This window comes from Haloplanus sp. HW8-1, assembly GCF_023703795.1.
Lineage (GTDB): Archaea > Halobacteriota > Halobacteria > Halobacteriales > Haloferacaceae > Haloplanus > Haloplanus pelagicus.
In genome coordinates this window covers 2,975,060-2,996,358 of record NZ_CP098518.1, presented here as the reverse complement: position 1 = coordinate 2,996,358, position 21,299 = coordinate 2,975,060, and the positions used below count along the sequence as shown (strand labels likewise).

28 protein-coding genes are annotated in these 21,299 nt (G+C 68.9%); 18 read left to right on the top strand and 10 right to left on the bottom strand.

All coding sequences use genetic code 11. The features are described 5' to 3' along the window. Window positions 1-17 precede the first annotated feature (17 nt). Both hisI and NBT82_RS15625 read left to right on the top strand, forming a co-directional pair. Window positions 18-386 (top strand): phosphoribosyl-AMP cyclohydrolase, encoded by a 369-nt coding sequence (gene hisI / locus NBT82_RS15630; protein ID WP_251329035.1) that lies wholly within the window; start codon window positions 18-20, stop codon window positions 384-386. Then, window positions 383-1,510 (top strand): DUF7118 family protein, encoded by a 1,128-nt coding sequence (locus tag NBT82_RS15625; RefSeq protein WP_251329034.1) that lies wholly within the window; start codon window positions 383-385, stop codon window positions 1,508-1,510. The genes hisI and NBT82_RS15625 overlap by 4 nt, the downstream gene beginning before the upstream one ends. Here the strand turns inward: NBT82_RS15625 and glmM are convergent, their stop codons facing one another. After that, window positions 1,511-2,887: a phosphoglucosamine mutase gene (gene glmM / locus NBT82_RS15620; protein ID WP_251329033.1), complete on the bottom strand. Its 1,377-nt coding sequence runs from the start codon at window positions 2,885-2,887 to the stop codon at window positions 1,511-1,513. A gap of 103 nt (window positions 2,888-2,990) precedes the next feature. On the opposite strand from glmM, the gene hisA reads away from it, so the two are divergent. The 3 genes from hisA to NBT82_RS15605 all read left to right on the top strand — a co-directional run bounded on the left by hisA (window position 2,991) and on the right by NBT82_RS15605 (window position 4,743). Beyond that, on the top strand, window positions 2,991-3,713 hold the full coding sequence (gene hisA / locus NBT82_RS15615; protein WP_251329032.1) for a 1-(5-phosphoribosyl)-5-[(5-phosphoribosylamino)methylideneamino]imidazole-4-carboxamide isomerase: 723 nt from the start codon (window positions 2,991-2,993) through the stop codon (window positions 3,711-3,713). Window positions 3,714-3,822: 109 nt separating this feature from the next. Beyond that, the gene (gene hisB, locus NBT82_RS15610) at window positions 3,823-4,407 is read left to right on the top strand and encodes an imidazoleglycerol-phosphate dehydratase HisB (protein ID WP_251329031.1); all 585 of its coding nucleotides are present in this window, start codon (window positions 3,823-3,825) and stop codon (window positions 4,405-4,407) included. Between the two features lie 87 nt (window positions 4,408-4,494). After that, window positions 4,495-4,743, top strand: a complete 249-nt coding sequence (locus NBT82_RS15605) for a hypothetical protein (protein WP_251329030.1) — start codon at window positions 4,495-4,497, stop codon at window positions 4,741-4,743. A gap of 66 nt (window positions 4,744-4,809) precedes the next feature. Here the strand turns inward: NBT82_RS15605 and NBT82_RS15600 are convergent, their stop codons facing one another. Both NBT82_RS15600 and NBT82_RS15595 read right to left on the bottom strand, forming a co-directional pair. Further along, window positions 4,810-6,429: a methyl-accepting chemotaxis protein gene (locus NBT82_RS15600; protein ID WP_251329029.1), complete on the bottom strand. Its 1,620-nt coding sequence runs from the start codon at window positions 6,427-6,429 to the stop codon at window positions 4,810-4,812. Between the two features lie 3 nt (window positions 6,430-6,432). After that, window positions 6,433-6,741, bottom strand: a complete 309-nt coding sequence (locus tag NBT82_RS15595; RefSeq protein ID WP_251329028.1) for a hypothetical protein — start codon at window positions 6,739-6,741, stop codon at window positions 6,433-6,435. A gap of 298 nt (window positions 6,742-7,039) precedes the next feature. On the opposite strand from NBT82_RS15595, the gene trpY reads away from it, so the two are divergent. Both trpY and NBT82_RS15585 read left to right on the top strand, forming a co-directional pair. Further along, window positions 7,040-7,549: a TrpY family transcription regulator gene (gene trpY / locus NBT82_RS15590; protein WP_251329027.1), complete on the top strand. Its 510-nt coding sequence runs from the start codon at window positions 7,040-7,042 to the stop codon at window positions 7,547-7,549. Then, on the top strand, window positions 7,549-8,154 hold the full coding sequence (locus NBT82_RS15585) for an IMPACT family protein (protein WP_251329026.1): 606 nt from the start codon (window positions 7,549-7,551) through the stop codon (window positions 8,152-8,154). Before trpY ends, NBT82_RS15585 begins: the two co-directional genes overlap by 1 nt. A gap of 102 nt (window positions 8,155-8,256) precedes the next feature. Here the strand turns inward: NBT82_RS15585 and upp are convergent, their stop codons facing one another. Beyond that, entirely contained in the window at window positions 8,257-8,934 is a 678-nt protein-coding gene (gene upp, locus NBT82_RS15580; RefSeq protein ID WP_251329025.1) for a uracil phosphoribosyltransferase, read from the bottom strand. 88 nt (window positions 8,935-9,022) lie between these two features. After that, a complete protein-coding gene (locus NBT82_RS15575; RefSeq protein WP_251329024.1) occupies window positions 9,023-9,196 on the bottom strand; it encodes a DUF8107 family protein in 174 nt (57 codons plus the stop codon). A gap of 95 nt (window positions 9,197-9,291) precedes the next feature. On the opposite strand from NBT82_RS15575, the gene NBT82_RS15570 reads away from it, so the two are divergent. The 4 genes from NBT82_RS15570 (at window position 9,292) to NBT82_RS15555 (ending at window position 10,560) form a co-directional block, all read left to right on the top strand. Continuing rightward, a complete protein-coding gene (locus NBT82_RS15570; protein WP_251329023.1) occupies window positions 9,292-9,612 on the top strand; it encodes a hypothetical protein in 321 nt (106 codons plus the stop codon). 17 nt (window positions 9,613-9,629) lie between these two features. Beyond that, complete coding sequence (locus NBT82_RS15565; RefSeq protein ID WP_251329022.1) at window positions 9,630-10,040, top strand: SRPBCC family protein; 411 nt, start codon at window positions 9,630-9,632, stop codon at window positions 10,038-10,040. A gap of 42 nt (window positions 10,041-10,082) precedes the next feature. Then, entirely contained in the window at window positions 10,083-10,274 is a 192-nt protein-coding gene (locus NBT82_RS15560; RefSeq protein ID WP_251329021.1) for a hypothetical protein, read from the top strand. A 64-nt stretch (window positions 10,275-10,338) separates the two neighbouring features. Further along, window positions 10,339-10,560: a zinc-ribbon domain-containing protein gene (locus NBT82_RS15555; protein WP_251329020.1), complete on the top strand. Its 222-nt coding sequence runs from the start codon at window positions 10,339-10,341 to the stop codon at window positions 10,558-10,560. On the opposite strand, the gene NBT82_RS15550 is transcribed toward NBT82_RS15555, so the two are convergent. Then, window positions 10,557-11,780, bottom strand: a complete 1,224-nt coding sequence (locus tag NBT82_RS15550) for a CobW family GTP-binding protein (RefSeq protein WP_251329019.1) — start codon at window positions 11,778-11,780, stop codon at window positions 10,557-10,559. The genes NBT82_RS15555 and NBT82_RS15550 overlap by 4 nt on opposite strands. A 99-nt stretch (window positions 11,781-11,879) precedes the next feature. Here NBT82_RS15550 and NBT82_RS15545 point away from each other — a divergent pair, with 99 nt between their 5' ends. The 3 genes from NBT82_RS15545 (at window position 11,880) to NBT82_RS15535 (ending at window position 15,072) form a co-directional block, all read left to right on the top strand. Then, window positions 11,880-12,176, top strand: a complete 297-nt coding sequence (locus NBT82_RS15545; protein ID WP_251329018.1) for a DUF7990 family protein — start codon at window positions 11,880-11,882, stop codon at window positions 12,174-12,176. Beyond that, window positions 12,176-13,126 (top strand): ArsA family ATPase, encoded by a 951-nt coding sequence (locus NBT82_RS15540; protein WP_251329017.1) that lies wholly within the window; start codon window positions 12,176-12,178, stop codon window positions 13,124-13,126. Before NBT82_RS15545 ends, NBT82_RS15540 begins: the two co-directional genes overlap by 1 nt. Before the next feature lie 125 nt (window positions 13,127-13,251). After that, window positions 13,252-15,072 carry a carbon starvation CstA family protein gene (locus tag NBT82_RS15535; RefSeq protein WP_251329016.1) on the top strand — a complete coding sequence of 607 codons (1,821 nt, stop codon included), beginning with the start codon at window positions 13,252-13,254 and terminating at the stop codon, window positions 15,070-15,072. Window positions 15,073-15,084: 12 nt separating this feature from the next. On the opposite strand, the gene NBT82_RS15530 is transcribed toward NBT82_RS15535, so the two are convergent. The 3 genes from NBT82_RS15530 to NBT82_RS15520 all read right to left on the bottom strand — a co-directional run bounded on the left by NBT82_RS15530 (window position 15,085) and on the right by NBT82_RS15520 (window position 16,826). Next, window positions 15,085-15,738, bottom strand: a complete 654-nt coding sequence (locus tag NBT82_RS15530; protein ID WP_251329015.1) for a DUF6517 family protein — start codon at window positions 15,736-15,738, stop codon at window positions 15,085-15,087. Window positions 15,739-15,813: 75 nt separating this feature from the next. Continuing rightward, the gene (locus NBT82_RS15525; protein ID WP_251329014.1) at window positions 15,814-16,458 is read right to left on the bottom strand and encodes a DUF8052 family protein; all 645 of its coding nucleotides are present in this window, start codon (window positions 16,456-16,458) and stop codon (window positions 15,814-15,816) included. After that, window positions 16,455-16,826 (bottom strand): cupin domain-containing protein, encoded by a 372-nt coding sequence (locus tag NBT82_RS15520; protein ID WP_251329013.1) that lies wholly within the window; start codon window positions 16,824-16,826, stop codon window positions 16,455-16,457. The genes NBT82_RS15525 and NBT82_RS15520 overlap by 4 nt, the downstream gene beginning before the upstream one ends. 87 nt (window positions 16,827-16,913) lie before the next feature. Here NBT82_RS15520 and NBT82_RS15515 point away from each other — a divergent pair, with 87 nt between their 5' ends. The 4 genes from NBT82_RS15515 to NBT82_RS15500 all read left to right on the top strand — a co-directional run bounded on the left by NBT82_RS15515 (window position 16,914) and on the right by NBT82_RS15500 (window position 20,651). Beyond that, window positions 16,914-17,132, top strand: coding sequence for a DUF8007 family protein (locus NBT82_RS15515; RefSeq protein WP_251329012.1), 219 nt, complete (start codon window positions 16,914-16,916; stop codon window positions 17,130-17,132). 45 nt (window positions 17,133-17,177) lie between these two features. Beyond that, window positions 17,178-17,864 carry a DUF5828 family protein gene (locus NBT82_RS15510; protein ID WP_251329011.1) on the top strand — a complete coding sequence of 229 codons (687 nt, stop codon included), beginning with the start codon at window positions 17,178-17,180 and terminating at the stop codon, window positions 17,862-17,864. Window positions 17,865-17,919: 55 nt separating this feature from the next. After that, window positions 17,920-18,162 carry a ferredoxin gene (locus NBT82_RS15505; RefSeq protein ID WP_251329010.1) on the top strand — a complete coding sequence of 81 codons (243 nt, stop codon included), beginning with the start codon at window positions 17,920-17,922 and terminating at the stop codon, window positions 18,160-18,162. Window positions 18,163-18,242: 80 nt separating this feature from the next. Then, window positions 18,243-20,651: a DEAD/DEAH box helicase gene (locus tag NBT82_RS15500; protein ID WP_251329009.1), complete on the top strand. Its 2,409-nt coding sequence runs from the start codon at window positions 18,243-18,245 to the stop codon at window positions 20,649-20,651. Here the strand turns inward: NBT82_RS15500 and NBT82_RS15495 are convergent. Then, window positions 20,648-21,250 carry an Sjogren's syndrome/scleroderma autoantigen 1 family protein gene (locus NBT82_RS15495; RefSeq protein WP_251329008.1) on the bottom strand — a complete coding sequence of 201 codons (603 nt, stop codon included), beginning with the start codon at window positions 21,248-21,250 and terminating at the stop codon, window positions 20,648-20,650. The two genes, NBT82_RS15500 and NBT82_RS15495, sit on opposite strands and share 4 nt — an antisense overlap. Window positions 21,251-21,299 lie beyond the last annotated feature (49 nt).

The following is a 21,299-nucleotide window of genomic DNA, read 5'->3' as shown; positions in this document are numbered from 1 at the left end:
GGCACCCAGAGTCGGATATGACCGTCGACGTGGACTTCGGAGCCGACGGCCTCGTCCCCGCCGTCGCACAGGACGCCGACTCCGGCGAGGTGTTGATGCTGGCGTACGTCTCGCCTTCGGCGCTCGACCGCACCCGCGAGACGGGGCGAGCACACTACTACTCCCGGAGCCGTGACGAACTCTGGGAGAAGGGTGCCACGAGCGGGAACGTCCAGCACGTCGAGGAGGTGCGGGTGGACTGTGACGCCGACACGCTGCTCTATCTCGTCGACCAGGAGGGGGGCGCCTGCCACACCGGCCACCGCTCCTGTTTCTACCGGACCGTCGAGGGCGAGACGGTCGGCGAGCGGGTGTTCGATCCCGACGCGGTGTACGACGACGAATGAGCGGGAACGACGGATCGGCCGACGTCGCGTCGAGACTGCGGGCGGCCAGCGAGGACCTGGCCGACGCCCGCGCGGCCGTCGAGGCCCGCGGCGAGGCGCGACTGGAGGCGGTGCGAGCGGCCTACCGCGAGGCGACCGACCTGCTCGACCGGTACGAGGGGCGGGCGACCGGCACCGGCGACTTCGCCGCGTTCGTCGAGTTCCAGGAGTCGTTCGTCGAACTGACCGAGGGCCTCGACGACGACCTGCCGGCGCGGGACGCCTTCAAGGCGGCGAACGACCTGCTCGATCAGCGGCGCCTCGGCGAGGACGACTTCGATCGGGCCCGCGAGGAACTCGGCCCGGCGGCGGATCTGGTCGACCTGCTGGCGGACCGCGAGGCGGCGCGCGAGGCCTTCGAGGCGGCGCGCCGGGACGCGCGCCGGCGGCTGCGGGACCTCGACGCGCGGATCGACTCGCTCGAGCGGCTCCAACGACTGGGGGAGGCGGACCTCGACGCGCCGGTCGACCGCCTCCGCGAGCCGATCGAGGCCTACGACGAGGCGGTCAGGGAGGCCTGGGCGGCGTTCCGGCGAGACGCGAGCGCCCGCGAGGTGTTCCGCGTCGTCGCGGCGAGTCGGGCCTACCCGCTCGCCGCCTTCCCCGAGGTCCCGCCAGACCTGCGGGAGTACGTCGAGAGCCGCCCCGCCGGCGAGGAGCCGATCCCGACGCTGCTCGAGTACGCCGACTACTCGACGTCGAAGCTCTCACACTACGTCGACGACCCCGCGGCCCTGCGGACCCGGGTGGGCACCCACCGGACCTACCTCGAACGCCTCGACGCCGACCCGCTCGTCGTGTCGTGGCCGCCGCCGGATGCCGAGACCCTGCGGTATCGGGCGTCGGAACTCGTCTCGGTCGTCGCGCGCTTCGCGGACGAGGGGACCGTCGCGGCGGCGCGTCGCCTCCGTGACCTGCCCGACGACGTCGCGTACGATCGCCTCCGGGAGACGGCGCTCGCTCGGGACGAACTCGACGAGGCGGAGCGAGAACGGCTGGAGCGGGGTGCCGTCGAGGCGGAACTGACGGCCGCCCGCGACGAACGCGAGCGGATCGAGGCGGCGCTGACGGCGACGGCCGAGTGATCAGCGCGCCGCGTCGAGCCGTCGACGCAGGTCGGTCGCGAGCGTCGACGCCCGGTCGGCGTCGCGCGCCTCGGCGTAGATCCGGACCTTCGGTTCGGTGCCGCTCGGCCGGACCAGCACCCACGCGTCGCCGTAATCGAGGCGGTAGCCGTCGGTGGTATCGAGGGCGACGTCGGCCTCGTGGGCGTACGTCTCGGCGGCGTCGAGGAGTCGCGCGCGCTCGGCGTCGTCGTCGTAAGTCAGGTTCTCGCGAACCAAGTGGTAGTCGGTGAAGGGCGCGACCACCTCGCTCGCCGTGGCGTCCGCGTCGGCGAGCAACTCGAGGAACTTCCCCGCAGCGTAGATGCCGTCGCGGGTGAGACGGTATCTCGGGAAGAAGATGCCGCCGTTGCCCTCGCCGGCGATGGGGACCCGATCGCCCGCCCGTCGACGGTCGCGCACACGCGTGACGAGGTGTGTCGAGCCGATGGGCGTCAGGTCGAGTTCCGCGCCGGCGTCGGCGACGACGTCGACAAGTCGCTGTGAGACGTTGACGGCGGAGACGACCGCGACGTCGCCGGACGCCGTCCGGTCGATCCGGGAGAGTTCCGCGGCCGCGAGCGCCGCGAGCGAGGTGTCGCCGTCGACGACGGCGCCCGTCTCGTCGACGAAGATGGCGCGGTCGGCGTCGCCGTCGTGGGCGATCCCCACGTCGGCGTCGGTCGTCCGAACGAGACGTCGGAGGTCGGTCAGGTTCTCGGCGACGGGTTCGGGGTCGCGGCCGGGGAAGTGACCGTCGGGGTCGGCGTGGACGGTACGGACGGCACAGCCGAGTTCGCGGAGGAAGTCGGGTGAGATCGACGAGCCGGCGCCGTGGCCGGGGTCGACGGCGACGGTGAGGTCGGCGGCCGCGACGGCCTCGCGGTCGAGGTGGGCCAGCAGGTCCGCCCGGTACTCGTCGGCGACGCCGTCGACCTGCCGGGCGTCGCCCACGGCGTCCCACGCGGCGAGGGCGTCGTCGCCGACCGCCGCCTCGACGCGCTCGTAGGCGTCGACGAAGAGTTCCGTGCCGTCGGCGCCGAGTAGCTTGATGCCGTTGTACGCCGGCGGATTGTGCGAGGCGGTGAGAAGAAGGGCGGGAACCGACGCGGTCGCACAGTAGTAGGCGACCCCGGGCGTCGGAAGGACGCCGAGTCGATCCACGTCGGCGCCGGCGGCCGCCAGGGTGCCCGCCGCCACGTCGGCGAGCGGGCCGCCCGAGAGGCGGGTGTCGCGGGCGACGGCGATCCGGTCGGCGTCCCAGACGGTGGCCACGGCGGCCGCCACCCGTCGGACGAGTTCGGGCGTGAACTCCTCGCCGACCACCCCACGCGTGCCGCTCGAACCGAACAGTTGCATTCGAGCAGTCGTCGTCGCGCGGGGCACAAATCCGTTCCGCTCGCCGGGGACGTCCGCGTCGCCGACCGGGGCGATTTTACCCCGCCGCCACCTCCGCCCCGCCATGGTACAGGACTCCGGCTTCGAGGTGATCCCGGCGGTCGACGTACAGGACGGCGAGGTGGTGCAGCTCGTCCAGGGCGAGCGTGGGACCGAAAAGCGGTACGGCGACCCCGTGGATGCGGCACGGCGGTGGGTGGATGCGGGGGCGCGGACGCTCCACCTCGTCGACCTCGACGGCGCGTTCGAGGGCGAGCGAGGGAACGCCGCGGCGATCGAGGCGGTGGTCGACGCGGTCGACGTGCCGATCCAGCTAGGTGGCGGCATCCGTACCGTCGCGGACGCGACCAACCTGCTCGACCGGGGCGTCGACCGGGTGATCCTCGGGACTGCGGCGGTCGAACGGCCGAAGATCGTCGCGGAGATCAGCGAAACCCACCCGGGAAGCGTCGTCGTGAGCCTCGACGCGAAGGACGACGAGGTGGTCGTCTCGGGGTGGACCGAAGGGACGGGACTGGACCCTGTCGAAGCGGCGACGCGGTACGCGGATCTGGGTGCGGGTGCCCTCCTGTTCACCGACGTGGACGTGGAGGGACGCCTGGACGGGGTGCGCGCCGGACGGATCGAACGACTCGCCGACGCGGTGGACATTCCGGTGATCGCCAGCGGCGGCGTGGCGACGCTCGACGACGTGCGGGCGTGTCGGGAGGCGGGCGCCGCGGCGGTCGTCGTCGGGACGGCTCTCTACGAGGGAGCGTTCACCCTCGAAGCGGCGATGGAGGTTTGAGACGGACCGCCGTAGATCAGTCCCGACCGTCGTCGGCGACGGCCGGTGAACAGTTACGCCGTTCGTCGGCGCCCAAAACCGACTTACGCGCGCCCCGAGAGGGTCGAGCATGGACCGAACGGCCGCCCGAAGCCGCGAAACCGCGGAGACGACGATCGATCTGACCCTCGACGTGGACGGCGACGGGGACGCCCGGATCGACACCGGCGTCGGCTTCTTCGATCACATGCTCGAATCGTTCGCCAAACACGGCCTGTTCGACCTCACCGTCGACTGCGACGGCGACTTAGAGATCGACGACCACCACACCGTCGAGGACGTCGCCCTCGTCCTCGGGGGCGCGTTCGCGGAGGCGCTCGGCGAGAAGCGGGGGATCCGCCGGTTCGCCGACCGACGGGTGCCACTCGACGAGGCGGTGGCGAGCGTCGTCGTCGACGTGAGCGGCCGCCCGCTCTTCCGGTTCGAGGGCGAGTTCTCCGAGGAACGGGTCGGCGAGTTCACGAGCGTCATGGCGCGGCACTTCGCGCGGTCGCTGGCGATGCAGGCGGGGCTGACGCTCCACGTCGAGGTGGACGGGGAGAACGCCCACCACGAGGTGGAGGCGCTGTTCAAGGCGCTCGCGCGGACGCTCGACGACGCCACCCGGATCGACGACCGGCGGTCGGACACGCCGAGCACGAAAGGCGAACTCTGAGCCACACGCCACCGTATACAACCGCTGTCGTACTCCCTTTCGACGTACGTCGTTAATTATTTGTCGACGGGGGAAGAGAGATCGCGTATGCAGGCGTTCGAAACCCTCGACAGCGACACCTCGAAGCTCGTCGTGTTGTACCTGCAACGCGTCGGGGACGCGACGCCGGATCGGATCGCAGACCGGCTTCGGCTCCCGCTGATGACCGTGCTGGCGACCGTCCGCTACCTCAACGAGGAGGGACTGGTGCGACGACTGGAGGGGTCGAATCGTGTCGTCCTGGCCGACCGGGACGGGGACGGCCCCAAACGGCGGCGGACCCTCGAACCGGTGTAGTCGATCAGTTCATCGCTCACGGAGTGGCTAGAAACGAGGGGCAGCGTAGGCGTTCGGAAGGAGGGGCTACCGATCGGGTGCCGTCGGACCGTCCGGCCCCGACGGGTCGAGGCCGCCGTCGGCGGTCGCCGGGCCAGTTCCGGCTTCGGCGTCGGAACCGAGACCGTCATCGGCGGCGTCGATCCGGAACTGAGAGAGTGTCTCTTGGAGGTCGTCGGCTCGTTCGGAGAGTGTCCGGGAGTTCCGTGTGACCTGTGTGAGCGAGGAGGTCTGTTCCTCGGCAGCCGCGGAGACGTTCTCGGATTCGTCGCTGACCTGCTCGGCCGTGTCGGTCACCTCGTCGATCATGCCGGCGACCTCCTCGGCGGAGGCCGCTTGGTCGTCCGTGGCCGTACTGATCTCCTGGATTCCACGGTTGGATTCCTCGGCGGTGGCCGCGATCTCGTCCAGGGATTCGAGGGCGACCTCGATGGTTGCCGATCCCGAGGAGACGCGCTCACCCATCTCGCGGATGTCCCCGACCGTATCGTCTGTCGAGGACTGAATCTCGCCGATGAGCTCCTCGATCTCCTCGGTCGCCGACGACACCTCGCCGGCGAGCCCTTTGATCTCGTCGGCGACGACGCCGAACCCTTCGCCGGCCTCGCCGGCCCGGACCGCCTCGATCGAGGCGTTCAGCGCCAGCATGTTCGTCTGCTCCGCGATGTCGGTGATGACGTCCACGATCTCGCCGATCTCGTCGATCTCGGACGCGAGACGCTCCATCTCCTCGATTGTCTCGTCCGATCGAGCCTCGATTTCGGCCATCTCGTCCATGGCCTCGGCGGCCGCCTCCTTGCTCTCCCGTCCGAGGTCGGCCGTCGCCTGTGCCGAGTTAGCGACCTCGCCGGCCGAAGACGCCACCTCCTCGACGGTTCCCGAGAGGCTCTGCATCTCGTCGGCCACCTGTCTGAGGTTCTCGGATTGTGTCTCGGCGTCCGCGGAGATCCGCTGTATCGAGTCGCTGACTTGCTCGCTCGCCTTCCGACTCTCGGCCGCTCCCGTCGTCACTTCGTCGCTCGAGGTCGCGACCTCGTCGGCGAAGGTTCGGACCCGTGACAGCGTGGTTTCGAGTTCGGCCATCATCTCGTTGAACCCCTCCGCGATGTCGGTCATCGCGGCGGTCCGGCTCTCGGTGTCCATCCGCTGTGTGAAGTCGCCGGCGGCGGCGCGGTTCATCGTCGTGCTGAAGGCCGCGGCCTTCTCCGTGAGGTGAGTGTTGAGCTGTTCGGCCTCCTCGCGGGCCTCCTCGGCGTCGACGCGGGCCTGTTCGGCCTCCGCACGCGCGTCTTCGGCTTCCGTCCGTGCTTGCTCCGCCTCCTCCCGGCGCCGGACCGTCTCCGCCTGCGATTCCTTGAGGTCGTCGACGACGGCCAACGTCCCGATGGACCCGATCGAGAACACGCCGAGAACGATGGCCTGCAGCGACGTGTTGAGCGTGTCCATGAGTTCGCCACTGATGCCGAACCACTCGACGGTCACGAGTCCCATCCAGAGGGAACCCGCGACCGAGACCAGCACGAAACTCGCCCAGAACGTCCGTTCCAGTTCGGTGTCCCGAAAGTTTCGGGCACCGACGGTGGCGGCGGCGAGGAATCCAAGCGTCGCGAGCGCGTCGGCGTACGGGATGATCGATTCACCGACCATAGCTCAGGCCCCCGTCGCCGCGTCGTCCGCGGTGTCCGTGGCGTCCGCGTCACCGGTGACGATTCGTTTCTGCCGGTATGCGTACGCGGCGACGGCAAAGGCGATTCCGGCTCCGAGATTCCCGACGAAATGCTCGATCAGGTTCATCGCCGTCGGCAGGAACACGTTCTCGAAATTGGTCGCGAACGCCGCGACGAACAGGAAGCCGTACGCGACGACGAACCACGGCGGGATCTTCCGGTAGTACAGTCCGACGGGAACGAGCCCGACGACTGCGATGATCAAGACGACCAGCGATTGTGCACCGAACACGCCGAATACACCTGTCATTGGTAATGTACCCCACGGTGAGGCTCGCCCGAAACTATGATAAATTACCGTCCAAAATATCATCGTTGATTCCTCGAATCGGCGTCCCACGGCGGCACGTACCGGATTCGGCAGAGAGGAGCGCCCCGATCGGCGGGGGCGTGTCCTCCGTCACGACGCGCCGTTCGCATCGACCCCTCTCGTGGTCGCTTTCGGTGGACTCCCGTCGGTGGGAGGCGACCACAACGCCCATCAGAGTCCACGCCGATTCGGAGAGTAACCCCTGACGGGGAGTTTCGATATGGCAGACGAGTTCGACAGAATCATGGAGAAGTTCGAGGGGAGTCCGAGCCAACAGGAGGTGATCCGTCTCCTGCTCGAACGGGGATTCTCCGTCAGCGACGAGGGACGCGTCGTCTCCGGCGGGATCGAGATCCCGAACACGGGGATCGCCCGTGAGATCGGCGTCGACCGCCGGGTCGTGGACTCGACGACCGACGCCATCCTCGACGACCCCGAACTCCGGCGCATCTTCCAGAACATCACGGCCATCCCCAGCCTGATGGATCTGGCACCGGTGCTCGATCTGTCGGTGCTGACGGTCTGGGTCGACGACGAGACGGAACCGGGCATCGTCGCCGACGTAACCACCGCCATCGCGGACCGTGGTATCGCCATCCGGCAGGTGATCAGCGAGGATCCGGAGTTCGTCGACGACGCCAAACTCTACGTCATCACCGACGCGACGCTCCCGGGAGACCTGCTGGTCGAGATCCGCGAGTTGCCGTACGTCCGCCGGGTCGAGTTCTGATGACCGAGACGTACCGCACGGTCGGGGCGCGCGCACAGGCGGCATTCGAAGTGAAAGGGTCGGAGTTCGTCGGCCACGTCGCGCCCGCCGAATCGGTCGACGAGGCCGAGGCATTCGTCGACGAGGTACGGGCGGCGTACGCCGACGCCACCCACAACGTGCCCGCCTACCGCGTGCCCGCCGACGGGGGCGACATGCTCCGGGAGTGGTCGAGCGACGACGGGGAGCCCACGGGGTCGGCGGGCAAGCCCGCGCTGAACGTCCTCGTCCAGCGCGACCTGCGGAACGTCGTCGCGGTCGTGACCCGCTACTACGGCGGCGTCAACCTCGGCGTCGGGGGACTGGCGCGGGCCTACGCCCGCGGTGTCAGCGACGCCGTCGACGCCGCCGGCGTGGTCGAGGAACGCCCCCACGAACGGATGACGGTCGTCGTCGACTACGACGACTCCGGCACCGCTCGCGGGATTCTGGAGAGCGAGGGCGTCGACTTCGAGGCGGCCTACGAGGAACGCGTGCGCTTCGACGTGCGCGTGCCCGTCGAAGCGGCCGACGCGCTCCGTGACCGCCTGCGCTCCGCGACCGGTGGGCGGGTCGAACTCGGGTGAGCTACGGAGGACTACGGAGCGGTGGGGTGGTCCGCTTCGGTGGAGATTTCTCGACCCCGGATCGGCACGGAATCGGTTGATTTTCGACGTGAAGCGAAGGGGTTAGGTCGTCCGGAAGGCGCGGTCGCCGGCGTCGCCGAGGCCGGGGACGATGAAGCCGTTCTCGTCGAGGTGGTCGTCGATGGCGACGGTCAGCAGATCCGCCTCGGGGACGGCGTCGGCGACGCGGAGGAGGCCGGCCGGCGCGCTGACCGCCGAGAGGACAAAGAGGTTCTCCGGCGTCGCCTGCCCATCGAGGACGTAGTCGAGGACGGCCGACATCGTCGACCCGGTGGCGAGCATCGGATCGGCGACGATGACGGTGTCTGCCTCCGTGATCTCGGGGAGTTTCACGTAGTCGACGGTGATCGGGAACTCGCCGTCCTCGTTCATCCCGGCCTCCTCGTCGCGGCCAGCGCTGATGACACCCTGTTTGGCGCGGGGGAAGGCCTTGAGCAGTCCCTCCACGAACGGCGTGGCCGCCCGGAGGACGTTGATGATGACCACGTCGTCGAGGCCCTTCACGCGCTCCCCGGTCGTCTCGGCCATCGGCGTCTCGATGGAGACGTACTCGGTCTCCATCGCCCCGTCGATGATCTCGTAGCCACAGATGCGGCCGAGTTTTACCAGCCCCTTGCGGAAGGCGACCTGTTCGGTGTCGGCGTCGCGGATCTTCGAGAGGGTGTCCTTCGCGAGTGCGTGTGTGATGAGGTAGGCGTCGTCGCGGTCTTCGATGGTCATACACGCTACTCCGCGAGTCGAGAACCTTAAAGTGGCGACATCGTCGGCGGCAGGCGTCCTACACCCGATCCACGCACCGAATGGGGAGTCACCGAGTCACGACGTAGGTCAGGGCCATCACGAGGAGCGCGAAGGAAGCGACGTTCCACGGAGTGAACGCGACGATGCCGATGAAATCCAGTCCCCAGATCACGACGGTGGCAAAGAGCCCCGACAGCACGAGGTTCATCACGAACAACACCCGGGGGTCGCCCTCGGCCATACGTCGAGGTGTCCGGGGCGACACCTTAAACCGTCGGGTCGATCGGTGACGGGACCGACGCGCGAGTTTTTGCCCCCGAGTCCCACGGAGGAGATATGCGCCTCCGGAACCGCGAGGGCACTCCCGTCGACGCCGTCCCCTTCCTCGTCGTGACGGCGATGAGCGGCCTCGTCGCCTTCTCCTTTGGCCCCGTCTACTGTCTCGCGGTGGGGCTGGAGGGGACGGCGGTGGTCGGCGTCCCGGCCCTCGCCTGTGTGGGGGCCGTCGCGGTGGCGTACCATCGCCTCGTCTACACCGCGCGACCGGAACTCAGGGGCGAGATCCCCCCGGAACAGCGCCTCCTCGGCCTCTTCTACACCGCTCTGGTGGGTGCGGCGCTGCTGGCCGCGCTGTCCCTCCCGCTTTTGGTGCGGTGACGCGTGTGTCCGAAACGATGCGCGAGGTGGAAGTCTCACGATTCGTGCGAGCACCGCCCCGGACGGTGGAGCGCGCGCTGACGCCAACGACGGTCGTCGCGAGCGAGGGGAGCTTCACGGTTCGAGACGTGAGCGAGGACGGGGACGGAACGCTCGTCACCGCGGGCGCCCGGGGGCTGGAACTCACGCTGCGCTTCGAGGCGCGACCGGACGGCCTCCACTACACGCAGGCGGGCGACGCGGGGCCCTTCGACGCCATGACGACCGAACTCCGGGTCGAGGCGGAAGACGAGGGGTCGCGCGTGACCGCGCGGTCGGCGGTGAGTCTGGGCCTCCCCGTGCCGGCGCTGACCGACCGGGTGGCGGCGTGGAAGCGACGGGGCGAACTCGAACGCCTGCTCGACGGTCTGGCCGCGGAGGCGACGTGACGGAGACGGCACGTATAGGACGACCGGCGTCCACGTACGTCCATGGACTGGCGTGACCTCGTGACCGTCGTGGTCGCGGGCGTCCTCGGGATGCTGGGTGGCGTCTTCGGACCGGTCGGCATCGTCGGCGGCGTCGTCGCGGGGGCGGCCCTCGGCGCCCGGTGGGCGTCACGGTCGGAACGGTCCGCCGTGCCGGAACCGCGGGGCGGGAACCCGGAACGCGGGGAGGAGTGACGGCCGTGCGCGGCCCGCGGACAACCGAGCGAGCCTTTAGCCGTCCGCGTGTGATTCGTTCACTATGGGACTGATCGACACGATCACCGAGACGCTGCAGGCCTCGTCCTCGTCGACGAACCGCGGCGACGAGCGCGGGGAGTCGAAGGGGGCGTACTGGTGTCACGACTGCGAGGAACGGCGCCTCGATCTGGACGTCGAGGGCGACGAACCGCCGGCCTGCCCCGCCTGTGGCGAGGCGATGACGTTCGAGCGGTCGCCCGGATCGACCGGGTGTGCCTGCTAGGGCGTCGGCTCCACGACCACCCACTCCTCGTCGGCCTCGGTCGGGAAGGCGTTCTCGAACGCGTCCCACGAGTCCGATAGCTCCGCGTCGGTGAGCAGGCAGTCGTCGAGCGCCGCGATCAGGTCCTCCTCGTCCATCCCCCGGCCGATGAACACGAGTTCGACGCGACGGTCGCCCCACCGGTCGTCCCAGTCGAGGTCCGGATGGTTTCGCCGGTAGGCGTCCCGTTCGAACTCGGGGAGGCTCGCGATCCAGGGGCCGGTCGCCTCGACGCGGACGGAGGGGCCGGCCTGGTGCATCGAGTAGGCCAGATCGGCGCCACTGGCGACCCAGCAGGTCCCCTTGGCCCGGATCACCGAGGCGGGAAGGTCGGCGAGCGTGGCGCGAAACCGCTCGGGATGAAACGGGCGGCGGCGGCGGTAGGTGAACGAGGTGACGCCGTAGACGGTCTCGGGATGAGCGTGGTCGTGGTCGTGAGCGTGTCCTGGCTCGTCGCCCGCGTTCCCGTCCGCATCCAGCGCCCGCTTCCAGCCCGCTCGCTCGACCGCCTCGGGGTCGTAGCGCGACCGCAGGAGCCGTTCCGGATCGACGCGGCTGTGTTCCGTCCGGTGGATCTCGGCGTCGGGACGGAGGGCGTGCACCATCTCCTCGACGGCGTCGAGTTCCGCCGCGGTGACCAGATCCGTCTTGTTCAGGAGGACGAAGTCCGCGGCTTCCACGTCCTCGACGAGCAGATCGGAGAGCGGACGGGTCGCGTCGTCGGGCGCGCCTCGGCGGGTCGCAGCGCCCGCGTCGCCGAACGCGTCGTGGAACTGGCGGGCGTCGACGACGGCGACGATGGAGGCGACCTCGTACCGGGCGGCGGCCCGCGACCCCGTCGCGAAGAGCCGGGCGACGGGTCGCGGTTCCGAGATGCCGGAGGCCTCGACGACGAGGTGGTCGAAATCGCGGTCGGCCGCGAGACGGACGACGGCGATTTCGAGGTCGTCCTGCAGTTCACAGCAGATACAGCCGTTCGAGAGTTCGGTCACACCCCCCTCGACGGCCAGATCGGCGTTCTGACTCACCAGATCGGCGTCGACGTTGATCTCGCCCATGTCGTTGATGAGGACGGCGACGTCGCGGTCGCCCGCTTCGTGGAGTAGGTGGTTGAGCAGCGTCGTCTTGCCGGCGCCGAGACTCCCGCACAGGATGGTGACGGGGATGGCGTCCCGTGGCATGGGAAACCGTGGGTGGGGCGGCCTCTTAACCCCGCGGACGTGCGGCCGCGCCGGACGACCGACGATACGTTTTTCTCCGCGCCGACGGGAGTCGAAGGCATGAATCTCGCGGAACGGATCGCCCACTTCCGGCGGGTGGCCGAGGAGTGGCTCCGGGGACTGTATCACGGCATGGTGAGTCACCCGGCCTACGAGAAGATCGAACACGAAGCCGAGGACCAGGAGGACACGTTCATGCTCGCGTGTTTCCCCGAGGCCTTCGGCATCCCGAGTCCCGTGTCGTACTACACGGCCGAACTCCTTCCGTATCTCGAAGACGAGTTCGAGGCGTGGGAGCGCCGGATGTGGAACCGGGGATCGCTGCTCGAACGCAAAGGCGAGCAGTACCACTTCTGATGGAGCGGTTCGTCTTTTTCGGCGGCAAGGGCGGCGTCGGCAAGACCACGATGTCGAGTGCCTACGGACGGAAGTGTGCCCGGGCGGGCCTGGAGACGCTGGTCGTCTCGACGGATCCCGCCCACAGCACCGCCGACGTGTTCGACCAAGCGTTCGACGACGAGCCGCAACCTGTCGAGGGGATCGAGGGGCTGTCGGTCATGGAGATCGATCCCGACGAGGAAGTCCAGCGACACCTGATGGAGACGAAGCGGGCGCTGGGCGACCAGGTCAGCCCGGCGATGGTCAACGAGATCGACCGCCAGATCGAGATGGCCCACCAGACGCCGGGCGCCTACGAGGCGGCGTTGTTCGATCGCTTCGTCGACGTGATGCGCGACGCCGACCCATACGACCGGATCGTCTTCGATACGTCGCCCACGGGCGGAACGCTTCGGCTCCTCTCGCTGCCGGAGTTTCTGGAGGGGTGGATCGATCGCCTGCTCCACAAGCGAAAGAAAAGCGTCAAACTGTACGAACGCGCGGCCATCGGCAATCAGGAGCCCCGACGCATGATGGACGGCGACCCGATCATCGCCCGCCTCCAGGAGCGCAAGGAAACCTTCGAGTTCGCGAAACGCACCCTCCGCGACGAGGCAGCCTTCTTTCTGGTCGTCAACCCCGACGAACTGTCGATCAAGGAGAGTCGACGGACCGTCGACAGCCTCACCGACCACGGCCTCACGGTTCGGGGGCTGGCAGTGAACAAACTGACGCCGGAACCGGACGACGACGAGAACGGCCGCGGCGCACGATACCTTCGGGACCGCGTGGCGACGGAGCGTGAACGCCTCGAGGAACTCCGCGAGACGTTCGATCCGCCGGTGGTCGCGGAGGTGGAAACCCGCGTCCGCGAGGTGAAGGGGTCGCTGCTCGCCGAGGTTGCCGACGAACTCGACGTGGGGGTGTGAGACGGCGCCGCGCCTGCCGACGACCGACGGTACGCGCCAGCGAGTCAGTCGAAATTGCAACTTTCGTGGGCAAATGCCCAAGGTTTAAATAATATTTTTTCCTGAAATTAGGCTGGGTCACACACATGGTACAGGCTATCACACTGGTGGTGCTCACGCTGGTATCGTTCACGGTGGCGTATCTGGGGTACTCGCGATACCTCTCGCAGTTCGTCGACCTGGACGACGAGCGTGAGACGCCGGCACACAAGTATCGGGACGGACAGGAGTACGTCCCGTCGAAGAAACCGGTGCTGCTGGGGCATCACTATTCGAGCATCGCGGGTGGAGCACCCATCGTCGGCCCGATCACCGCGACGGTGGTCTGGGGCTGGGTCCCGGCGTTCCTCTGGGTCGCCATCGGCAACCCACTGTTCGGGTCGGTTCACGACTTCATGGCGCTGACGGCCAGCATGCGCCACGAGGGGAAGTCGATCGGCTACATCATCGGGGAGTACGTCGGCGAGCGCGGCAAGGACATGATCCTGTGGTTCGCGTTCCTGACGATCATCCTCGTGGTGGCGGTGTTCGGTCTCGTGATCGCGCTGGTGTTCAACGCCTACCCACAGGCCGCGACGGCGTCGCTGGTGTACATCGCCCTGGCGTTGGTGTTCGGGGTGTATCTCTACCAGCTCGACTTGCCGTTCCTGCCGGGGACGGTGGCGTTCGTCGCCGCCGTCTTCGCCGGCGTGTGGGTCGGCGTGCAGTACCCCCTCGCGCTGGTACCGGGCGACTACCCCGCGGGGACCATCGTGTTGCTGTCGGGGAGTCCGCTACCGCCGGTGCTGGGTAGCGTCAACATCGCGACGTGGATTCCGGTGATCCTCGTCTACGGCTTCGTCGCCAGCGTCCTGCCGGTCTGGGTGTTGCTCCAACCGCGTGACTTCCTCACGTCGAGCCTGCTGTACGCCGGCGTGGGCGGGACGCTCTTGGCCGTGATCGTCGGGACGCTCACCGGCGCGGGCCAGCAGCTCACCGTCAACGTCCCCGCGTACGCCGGCTTCTGGGGCGGCGCGCTCGTCGAAACGACCTTGCCGCTGTTCCCCTTGCTCTTCGTCACCATCGCCTGTGGGACGATCAGTGGATTCCACTCGCTGGTCTCCTCCGGGACGACGGCCAAGCAGTTGGACAAGGAGACGGACGCCCGGACCATCGGCTACGGAGGGATGCTCGGCGAGGGACTGCTCGCTACCGTCGCCATCGTCACCGTGGCGGTGTACGCCGAGGTGCCGACGGGCGGCGGCATCGGTCTCGCGCTCCCGAACTTCGCCACGGGCGGCGGCCTGATCCTCAACATCGGGTTCGGCATTCCGGAGTCCCTCGCGGCGCCGTTCATGGGGCTCGTCCTCGTGAGCTTCCTGCTCACCAGCACCGACACGGCGGTTCGACTCGGCCGCTACATGCTCGAAGAACTCGTCGGGACGCCGGAGACGCAGGTACAGGAAGTGGCGGCCAACCGCTATGTCAACGCCAGCCTGCAGGTGATTCCGGCGTACATCCTCGTCGCCTCCGGCCGGTGGGCGGATCTCTGGCCGCTCTTCGGCGGCGCGAACCAGACGCTCGCGGCGCTCGCGCTGCTGGTCGCGACCGTCTGGCTCGCCAACTGGGACGACCAGAAGCAGCTCATCTCCACCGGCGCGCCGATGGCGTTCATGCTGGTCATCACGACCACCGCCCTGCTGTATCTCGCGCTGTATCAGAACCTGTATCAGAAGTTCATCCAGGGTAACTGGGCGGGCGGAGGGACGACCATCGAGATGGCCTCCGCCGGCATTCAGATCGTGATCGCACTGGTGCTGGTCTGGCTGGCACTCTCGCTGGCCTACATGGGCATCAACAACATCCGGAACGCCCGAGGGACCGGCGCGGCGGTCGCCGACGGCGGCGAACCGAGCGACGACGACTGACGCCGACGCCGCTCACCCTTTTCGATGGCGGACCGCTCCGAACAGCCGATCGAGCGGTGCCGTCCGTCCCGCCGGCGTCACGACGACGATGGTGACGTAGTCGCCGCCGTGAGCGACCGTCGCGACGGCGACGGCGACCGCCCGCGACCCCCCGTCGTCGGTCGCCGTCGCACGGTACGTTGTCAGCGTCGTCCCGTTACCGAGCATCGCCACCGACCGTTCGCCCGACTGCGACACGTCGCGCACGTCGGCGTAGACGGTCTGGGCACGGATCGCGAGCGTCGGTGGCGACAGACCAGCGGCCGGGTTCTTCCGCAGATCCGCGTTCTCGAAGGGGTTCACCGCCGGAACGGCGTAGAGTCCGACGACCGCCGGCCCGGCGGACGTCTCCCGAACGTACACCCGACGGGCGGTCCTCGCCCGCACCCTCCGGGTGGTCTGGAGCGTCACGTCCCCCTCGATGCGGGCGGTGACCGTCGTATTCAGAGGTGGCGCGTCGGCGCGTCGCCGGGCGTATCCGGTCGCCTCGGCGACGGCGGGCGCGAGCGTCGCCGGCGCGGCGGTCGCCCGGATCGGCGGCGTCTCGGTTGGCGTCCCGGCGCCGTCGCCCGCCCCGGCACAGCCGGCGACGGCGACCAGGACGACGAGCACAACAGTGCGGTACACGGGCTGTGCCGTACGCCCGCGTGGGGTTTAGGCGTCGGTCGGTCGTGCGCGGAACGCGGACGAGCGTGGGACGACTCAGCCCAGGAGTCGTCGCTTGAGGCGTTCGATCGGTCCCGGACGGGAGGATTCGATCGGCTCCCAGACGGTGAGCGCGTCGGCCACGTCGGCGCGCCGACTCGTCACGACCGTCTCGGCCTCGGGGGCGACGACGGCGAGGTGGGCCTCGTAGTAGCCGTTGTAGCCGTACTTCAGCATCTCCCGTCCGGAGAAAGAGCCGACGAACTCGCGGACGTCGTCGGTGATCTCCGGGACGGCGACGACGAAGGTGAACTCCGTGGCGTAATGTTCCTCGTCGGCCTCGATCCAGCGGTCGGCGAGGTCGTCGGCGAGGGCGACGAACCGCTCCAGATCCGCCACCCGGACGCTCTCGGCCCGCCGGAGAAACAGGTGTTCGAAGGAGGCGTGGTGGCCGTACGTGATCGCGGGGTGGAAGAACTTCTTCTGGGTGTGGATTTCGAGGCGGCCGTAGAGGTCGAACGCCTCGCCGTCGACACGGTAGTCGCGTTCGAGGTCGTAGTTGAACATCAGGCGGTCGCTCACCCGGTCGACGTACTCGTCGTCCCACTCGGGGACGTCCTCCGGGACGGTGGGGTCGGGAGACTCCGTCCCGCTGGCGTCGGCGTCGGTCCCGGTTCGGACGCCGGCGTCGTCGTCGCTCACGGCTCGTACGCGTGGACGTCGCCGTCGACCGGCGGCGCGCCGACGGCCACGACGTCGACCGTCTCGTCGGCATCCTCCGGGTTGTACGCGAACTGCGGGCTGCCCGGGTCGATCGTGACCAGGGCGTTCGGTCCCGCTTCCAGCGTTCCCTCGGGCGTGTCGACGTGGAGCGTTCCCGAGAGAACGTAGAAGGCTTCCTCTTGCTCGTCGTGATAGTGGTAGGCCAGCGGGAGTTCCTCACCCGGGTCGGCGGTGTAGCGGTTGATCGCCATCCGCGTGAGGCCGGCAGGATCGGACAGCGACCGGCGCGTACAGGGGCGGTCGGGGTCCGGGTCGACTTCGTCGGAATCGACGACGTGGTAGCCCATGAGCGGGTACTGTCGCGGCGGGGGCAAAAGCCCGTCGTCGCCCGCACGACAAGGTTTAATCCGATCGTGGCCGTACTGTGGGGCACGATGGGTGGCAAAGACACCGAGGCCTGTGGCCGTTGTGCCATGAGTTCGGTCGTGAGCGTGGCGTCGGAGGACGGCGGCGGGGACGGACGGGACCCGTTCGGCGACGCCCGCATCGAGGTCGACGAACGCCAACTCCGTGCCGTCTCCCCGGCCGCGTGGCTTGGACGGGTGAAACGCCGTCTCGACGCGTTCGCGACCCGTCTGACCTACGGGCGGTAGCACGGAACGGTTTTGTACGACCACACCATGTGGGCCTGACAAGCGATGGAAGAGAGCGTGTCCGGATTCAAATGCCGGGGAACGTGGGCCGATATCGTCGAACACGGGGAGCGCATCACGCGGGCGCTCCGCGACAACGGCGCCGAGGGCGAGGCGTTCGAGGAGTGGGACGAGTGGCGTCCGAAGTCCCACGAACGCCTCGGCGAGGACGTCAACGAGAAGACGGCCGAGCAGGCGAGCGTCGGCGAGGGCGAAGGCGAGAAGGCCGGGAAGAACCCGGACGAGGACCTCCGGACGGCGGGCGAGAAGCTCTCCGAATCCTACGAGCGCGCCGAAAAAGGGGACAACGAGAGCGCCGTCGAACACTGGCAGGACTCGATCAACTACGTCGCACGCGCCGCCGACTCGGCGGGACGAAAGGCGCTGCGCGCCGTTGAGGACACCGTCTACCGCAAGGTAATGACCCAACTTGCGCCCTACTACTTCGACAACGAACTCGTGAGTGCGAACGTCCAGAAGACGGCCCGCGGTGGGGACGAGGACCAGTTCATCTTCGAGGTGAACGTCAACGACGACGAACTCAAGGAAGCGGTGAGCGACCGTCTCACCACCTACGAGGACAGCGTCGACCGCTGGCACGTCGACACCGAAAAGGAGACCACGGTCGCGGAGGTCGTCGAGGGCGTCGAACCGCCGGCCAACGGCGGCGATTCGAAGTCGACGACCAACTGAGCGATCGGCGGCCGGACCCACCACACCTATGCCCGCGAACCGTCTACGGCGTCGTATGCACGTCGAGTTCGACCGCGACACCTGTATCGGGATGTTCCAGTGCGTCGAGGAGTGGGCGGCGTTCGAGGAGAACCGCGACGAGGGGAAGGCCGACCTCGTCGACGCCGAGGAGACGGAGGCGGACCTGTTCGTCCGGGAGGTGCCCGACGACGCGGAACTCGACGCGGAGTTCGCCGCCCGAACCTGTCCGGTCGACGCCATCCGCCTGTACGACGACGACGGCGAGCGAGTCGTCTGACTGCGAGCGGTCGCGGGACGCGATATCACTTTCACCGCGCTTCGCCAACCCTTAACCCCGGTGACGACCAAGCCGACACGATGGCGGCCACCGACGGCGACGCCGAATACGTCGAGCACCCCCTCCTCGCGTCGGAGGTCATCGAGCAGCGAGCGTACCAGCGACGGCTCGCGGACACCGCCGCCGCGGACCACACGCTGGTCTGTCTGCCGACCGGGCTCGGCAAGACGACGGTGAGCCTGCTCGTGACCGCCGACCGACTCCACGAGGTCGGGGGAACCGCGCTCTTTCTCGCCCCGACCAAGCCGCTGGTCCAGCAGCACGCGGCGTTCTACCGCGACGCGCTCACGCTCCCGGACGAAGCGATCACCGTCTTCACCGGGGAGGTGCGCCCGGAGGACCGGGCCGACCTGTGGGGGGAGAGCCGGGTGGTCATCGCGACGCCGCAGGTCGTCGAGAACGACCTCATCGGCGGCCGCATCTCGCTTGCGGACGTGACCCACTGCACCTTCGACGAGTGTCACCGGGCGACCGGCGACTACGCCTACGTCTACATCGCCGAACGCTACCACGCCGACGCCGAGGCGCCGTTGGTGACGGGGATGAGTGCCTCGCCCGGCGGCGACGAGGAGGCGATTATGACGGTCTGTGAGAACCTCGGCCTCCGCGAGGTGGCGGTGATGACCGAGGACGACGCCGACGTCGACGAGTACACCCACGACACCGACGTGGAGTGGGAGCGGGTGACGTTGCCCGACGCAGTGCTGGAGATTCGCGACGCGATCAACGAGGTGATCGTCGACCGACTGGAGACGCTGAAGGAACTCGGCGTCACGAACACCACGAGCCCGGACCTCTCCCAGCGGGACCTCAACCGGATGCGTGGCGAGCTACAGGAGTTGATCGACGCCGACCAGTCCGAGGGGTACGAGGGGATGTCCGTCCACGCCGAGGTGATGAAGCTCCGGCGGGCCGTCGAACTCGCGGAGACGCAGTCGGTGGAGTCGCTCCGGCGCTACTTCGAGCGCCAGCGCAACGCCGCGCGCGCCTCCGGCGCCTCGAAGGCGAGCCAGCGGCTGGTCGCCGAGCCCAAGGTCCGGGAGGCGATGCGGAAGGCCGAGGCCTTCGACGACCTCCACCCCAAGTTCCGGCAGACGCGGGTGATGCTGGCCCGGACGCTCGGCATCGGCGGCGGCGAGCGGGTGATCGTCTTCACCGAATCACGGGACACCGCCGAGGCGCTCACCGACTTCCTGTCCGAGAGCTTCGACGTGCGACGGTTCGTCGGCCAGGGCGACAAGGACGGGTCCGACGGGATGACCCAGAAAGAGCAAGGCGAAACCCTCGATGCGTTCCGGGCCGGCGAGTTCGAGGTGCTCGTCTCCACCTCGGTCGCCGAGGAGGGTCTGGACGTGCCCGAGGTCGATCTGGTCCTCTTCTACGAGCCCGTTCCCACTGCGATCCGGTCGATCCAGCGGAAGGGGCGAACCGGCCGCCAGGACGAGGGCCGAGTGGTCGTCCTCATGGCCGAGGACACCCGCGACGAGGCCTTCTTCTGGATCTCTCGGCGCCGCGAGCGGGAGATGGAGGACGAACTCGCGAAGTTGAAAGGGGTCGCCGACGAGATGGCCGAGGAACTCGATGGCGACCAGACGGCGCTGGACGCGTTCGACGACGGGGACGGGACGGCGGAGGCCGACGGCGGCGCGGCGGCCCAGCCGGGGCTCGCCGCGTTCGGGCCGGACGAAGGCGATGGTGGGGCCGACGGCGAGGCGGGCGGCGACCGACCCGGCGACGACGAGCCGGAGGGCGTCGTCGCGGCCGCCGAGGGCGACGACGAGGCCGTGGAGGTCGTCGTCGACCAGCGGGAACTCGACTCGGCCATCGCGCGGGACCTCTCGACCCGCGAGGGGGTCGAGACGCGTCTGGAGACACTCGCGGTCGGCGACTACGTCGTCTCGGACCGCGTGGCCGTCGAGCGCAAGACCGTCGCGGACTTCCTCGATACGCTCACCGGCGGCGACCGCTCCCTCTTCGACCAGGTGGGCGACCTCTCGCGGCATTACGCCCGCCCGGTCGTCCTGCTGGAAGGCGAGGGACTCTACGAGGAGCGCAACGTCCACCCGGACGCCATCCGGGGGGCGCTGGCGTCGCTCACGGTCGATTTCGGCGTGAGCGTCCTGCGAACCGAAGACGAGGGGGACACCACCGACCTGCTTGCGGTGCTCGCGGAGCGCGAACAGACCACCCGCGACCGGGCCGTCAGCGTCCACGGCGAGAAGAGCGCGAAGACGCTCGACGAACAACAGGAGTACGTCGTGGGCGCCATCGCCGACATCGGTCCCGTGACCGCCCGTGCGCTTCTGGAGCACTTCGGGAGCGTCGAGGCGGTGATGACGGCCCGCGAGGAGGATCTGCTGGCGGTCGGCGGCGTCGGAGAGGTGACCGCCGACCGAATCCGGACGGTGGTCGGGAGCGACTACCGCTAGAACCGGCCGCAGTCGTCGAGCGCCGAGAGCGTCTCGGCGGCCTCGCGGGCGGCGGCGAGTAGGTCCGTGGCGCGCCGAGGGTCGTCCGTCTCCTCGGCCGCCCGCGCGAACCGAACGACCGTCCGCGAGAGCGACGCCCGGGCGTCGTCGAGGGAGGCGCCGGATCCGGCGTCGGCGTCGGCGCCGGTGGCGGGGGCAGGGCGACGCTCCCGTGAGTCGACAGCGGGGGGCGCCGGTCGCTCGGGGGTCGCGCCCGACTCGGCGGGGTCGGACGCGTCGGCTGTCGGCCGGTTCTCGGTGGCCTCGGTCCCCGTCGTTGCGTCGGCGTCGGCGGGCGTGGCGTCGCTGGCCGACGTGGAGTCGGCGGCGGACGCGGACGCCGAGGTTCCGGCCTCGTCTGGAGCCTGACAGGTCGGACAGAACTCCTGATCCTCGTAGCGGAAGATCGGGTCGCCACACGCATCACAGTGGCTGTTGGTCATCGTCGCACCCTTCAGGAGGAGTTCGCTCATGCGCTGTGTCGCCGCTCGCTTCTCCTGGTCCTGTTCGTACTTCTCCCTGAGGCGCTCGCGTTCGGCCTCCTTGTCGAAGCCGCTCATGGATCGACGGAGGCGGTGGAGGTCGAAAAACCCCACGGCACGGAGAGAA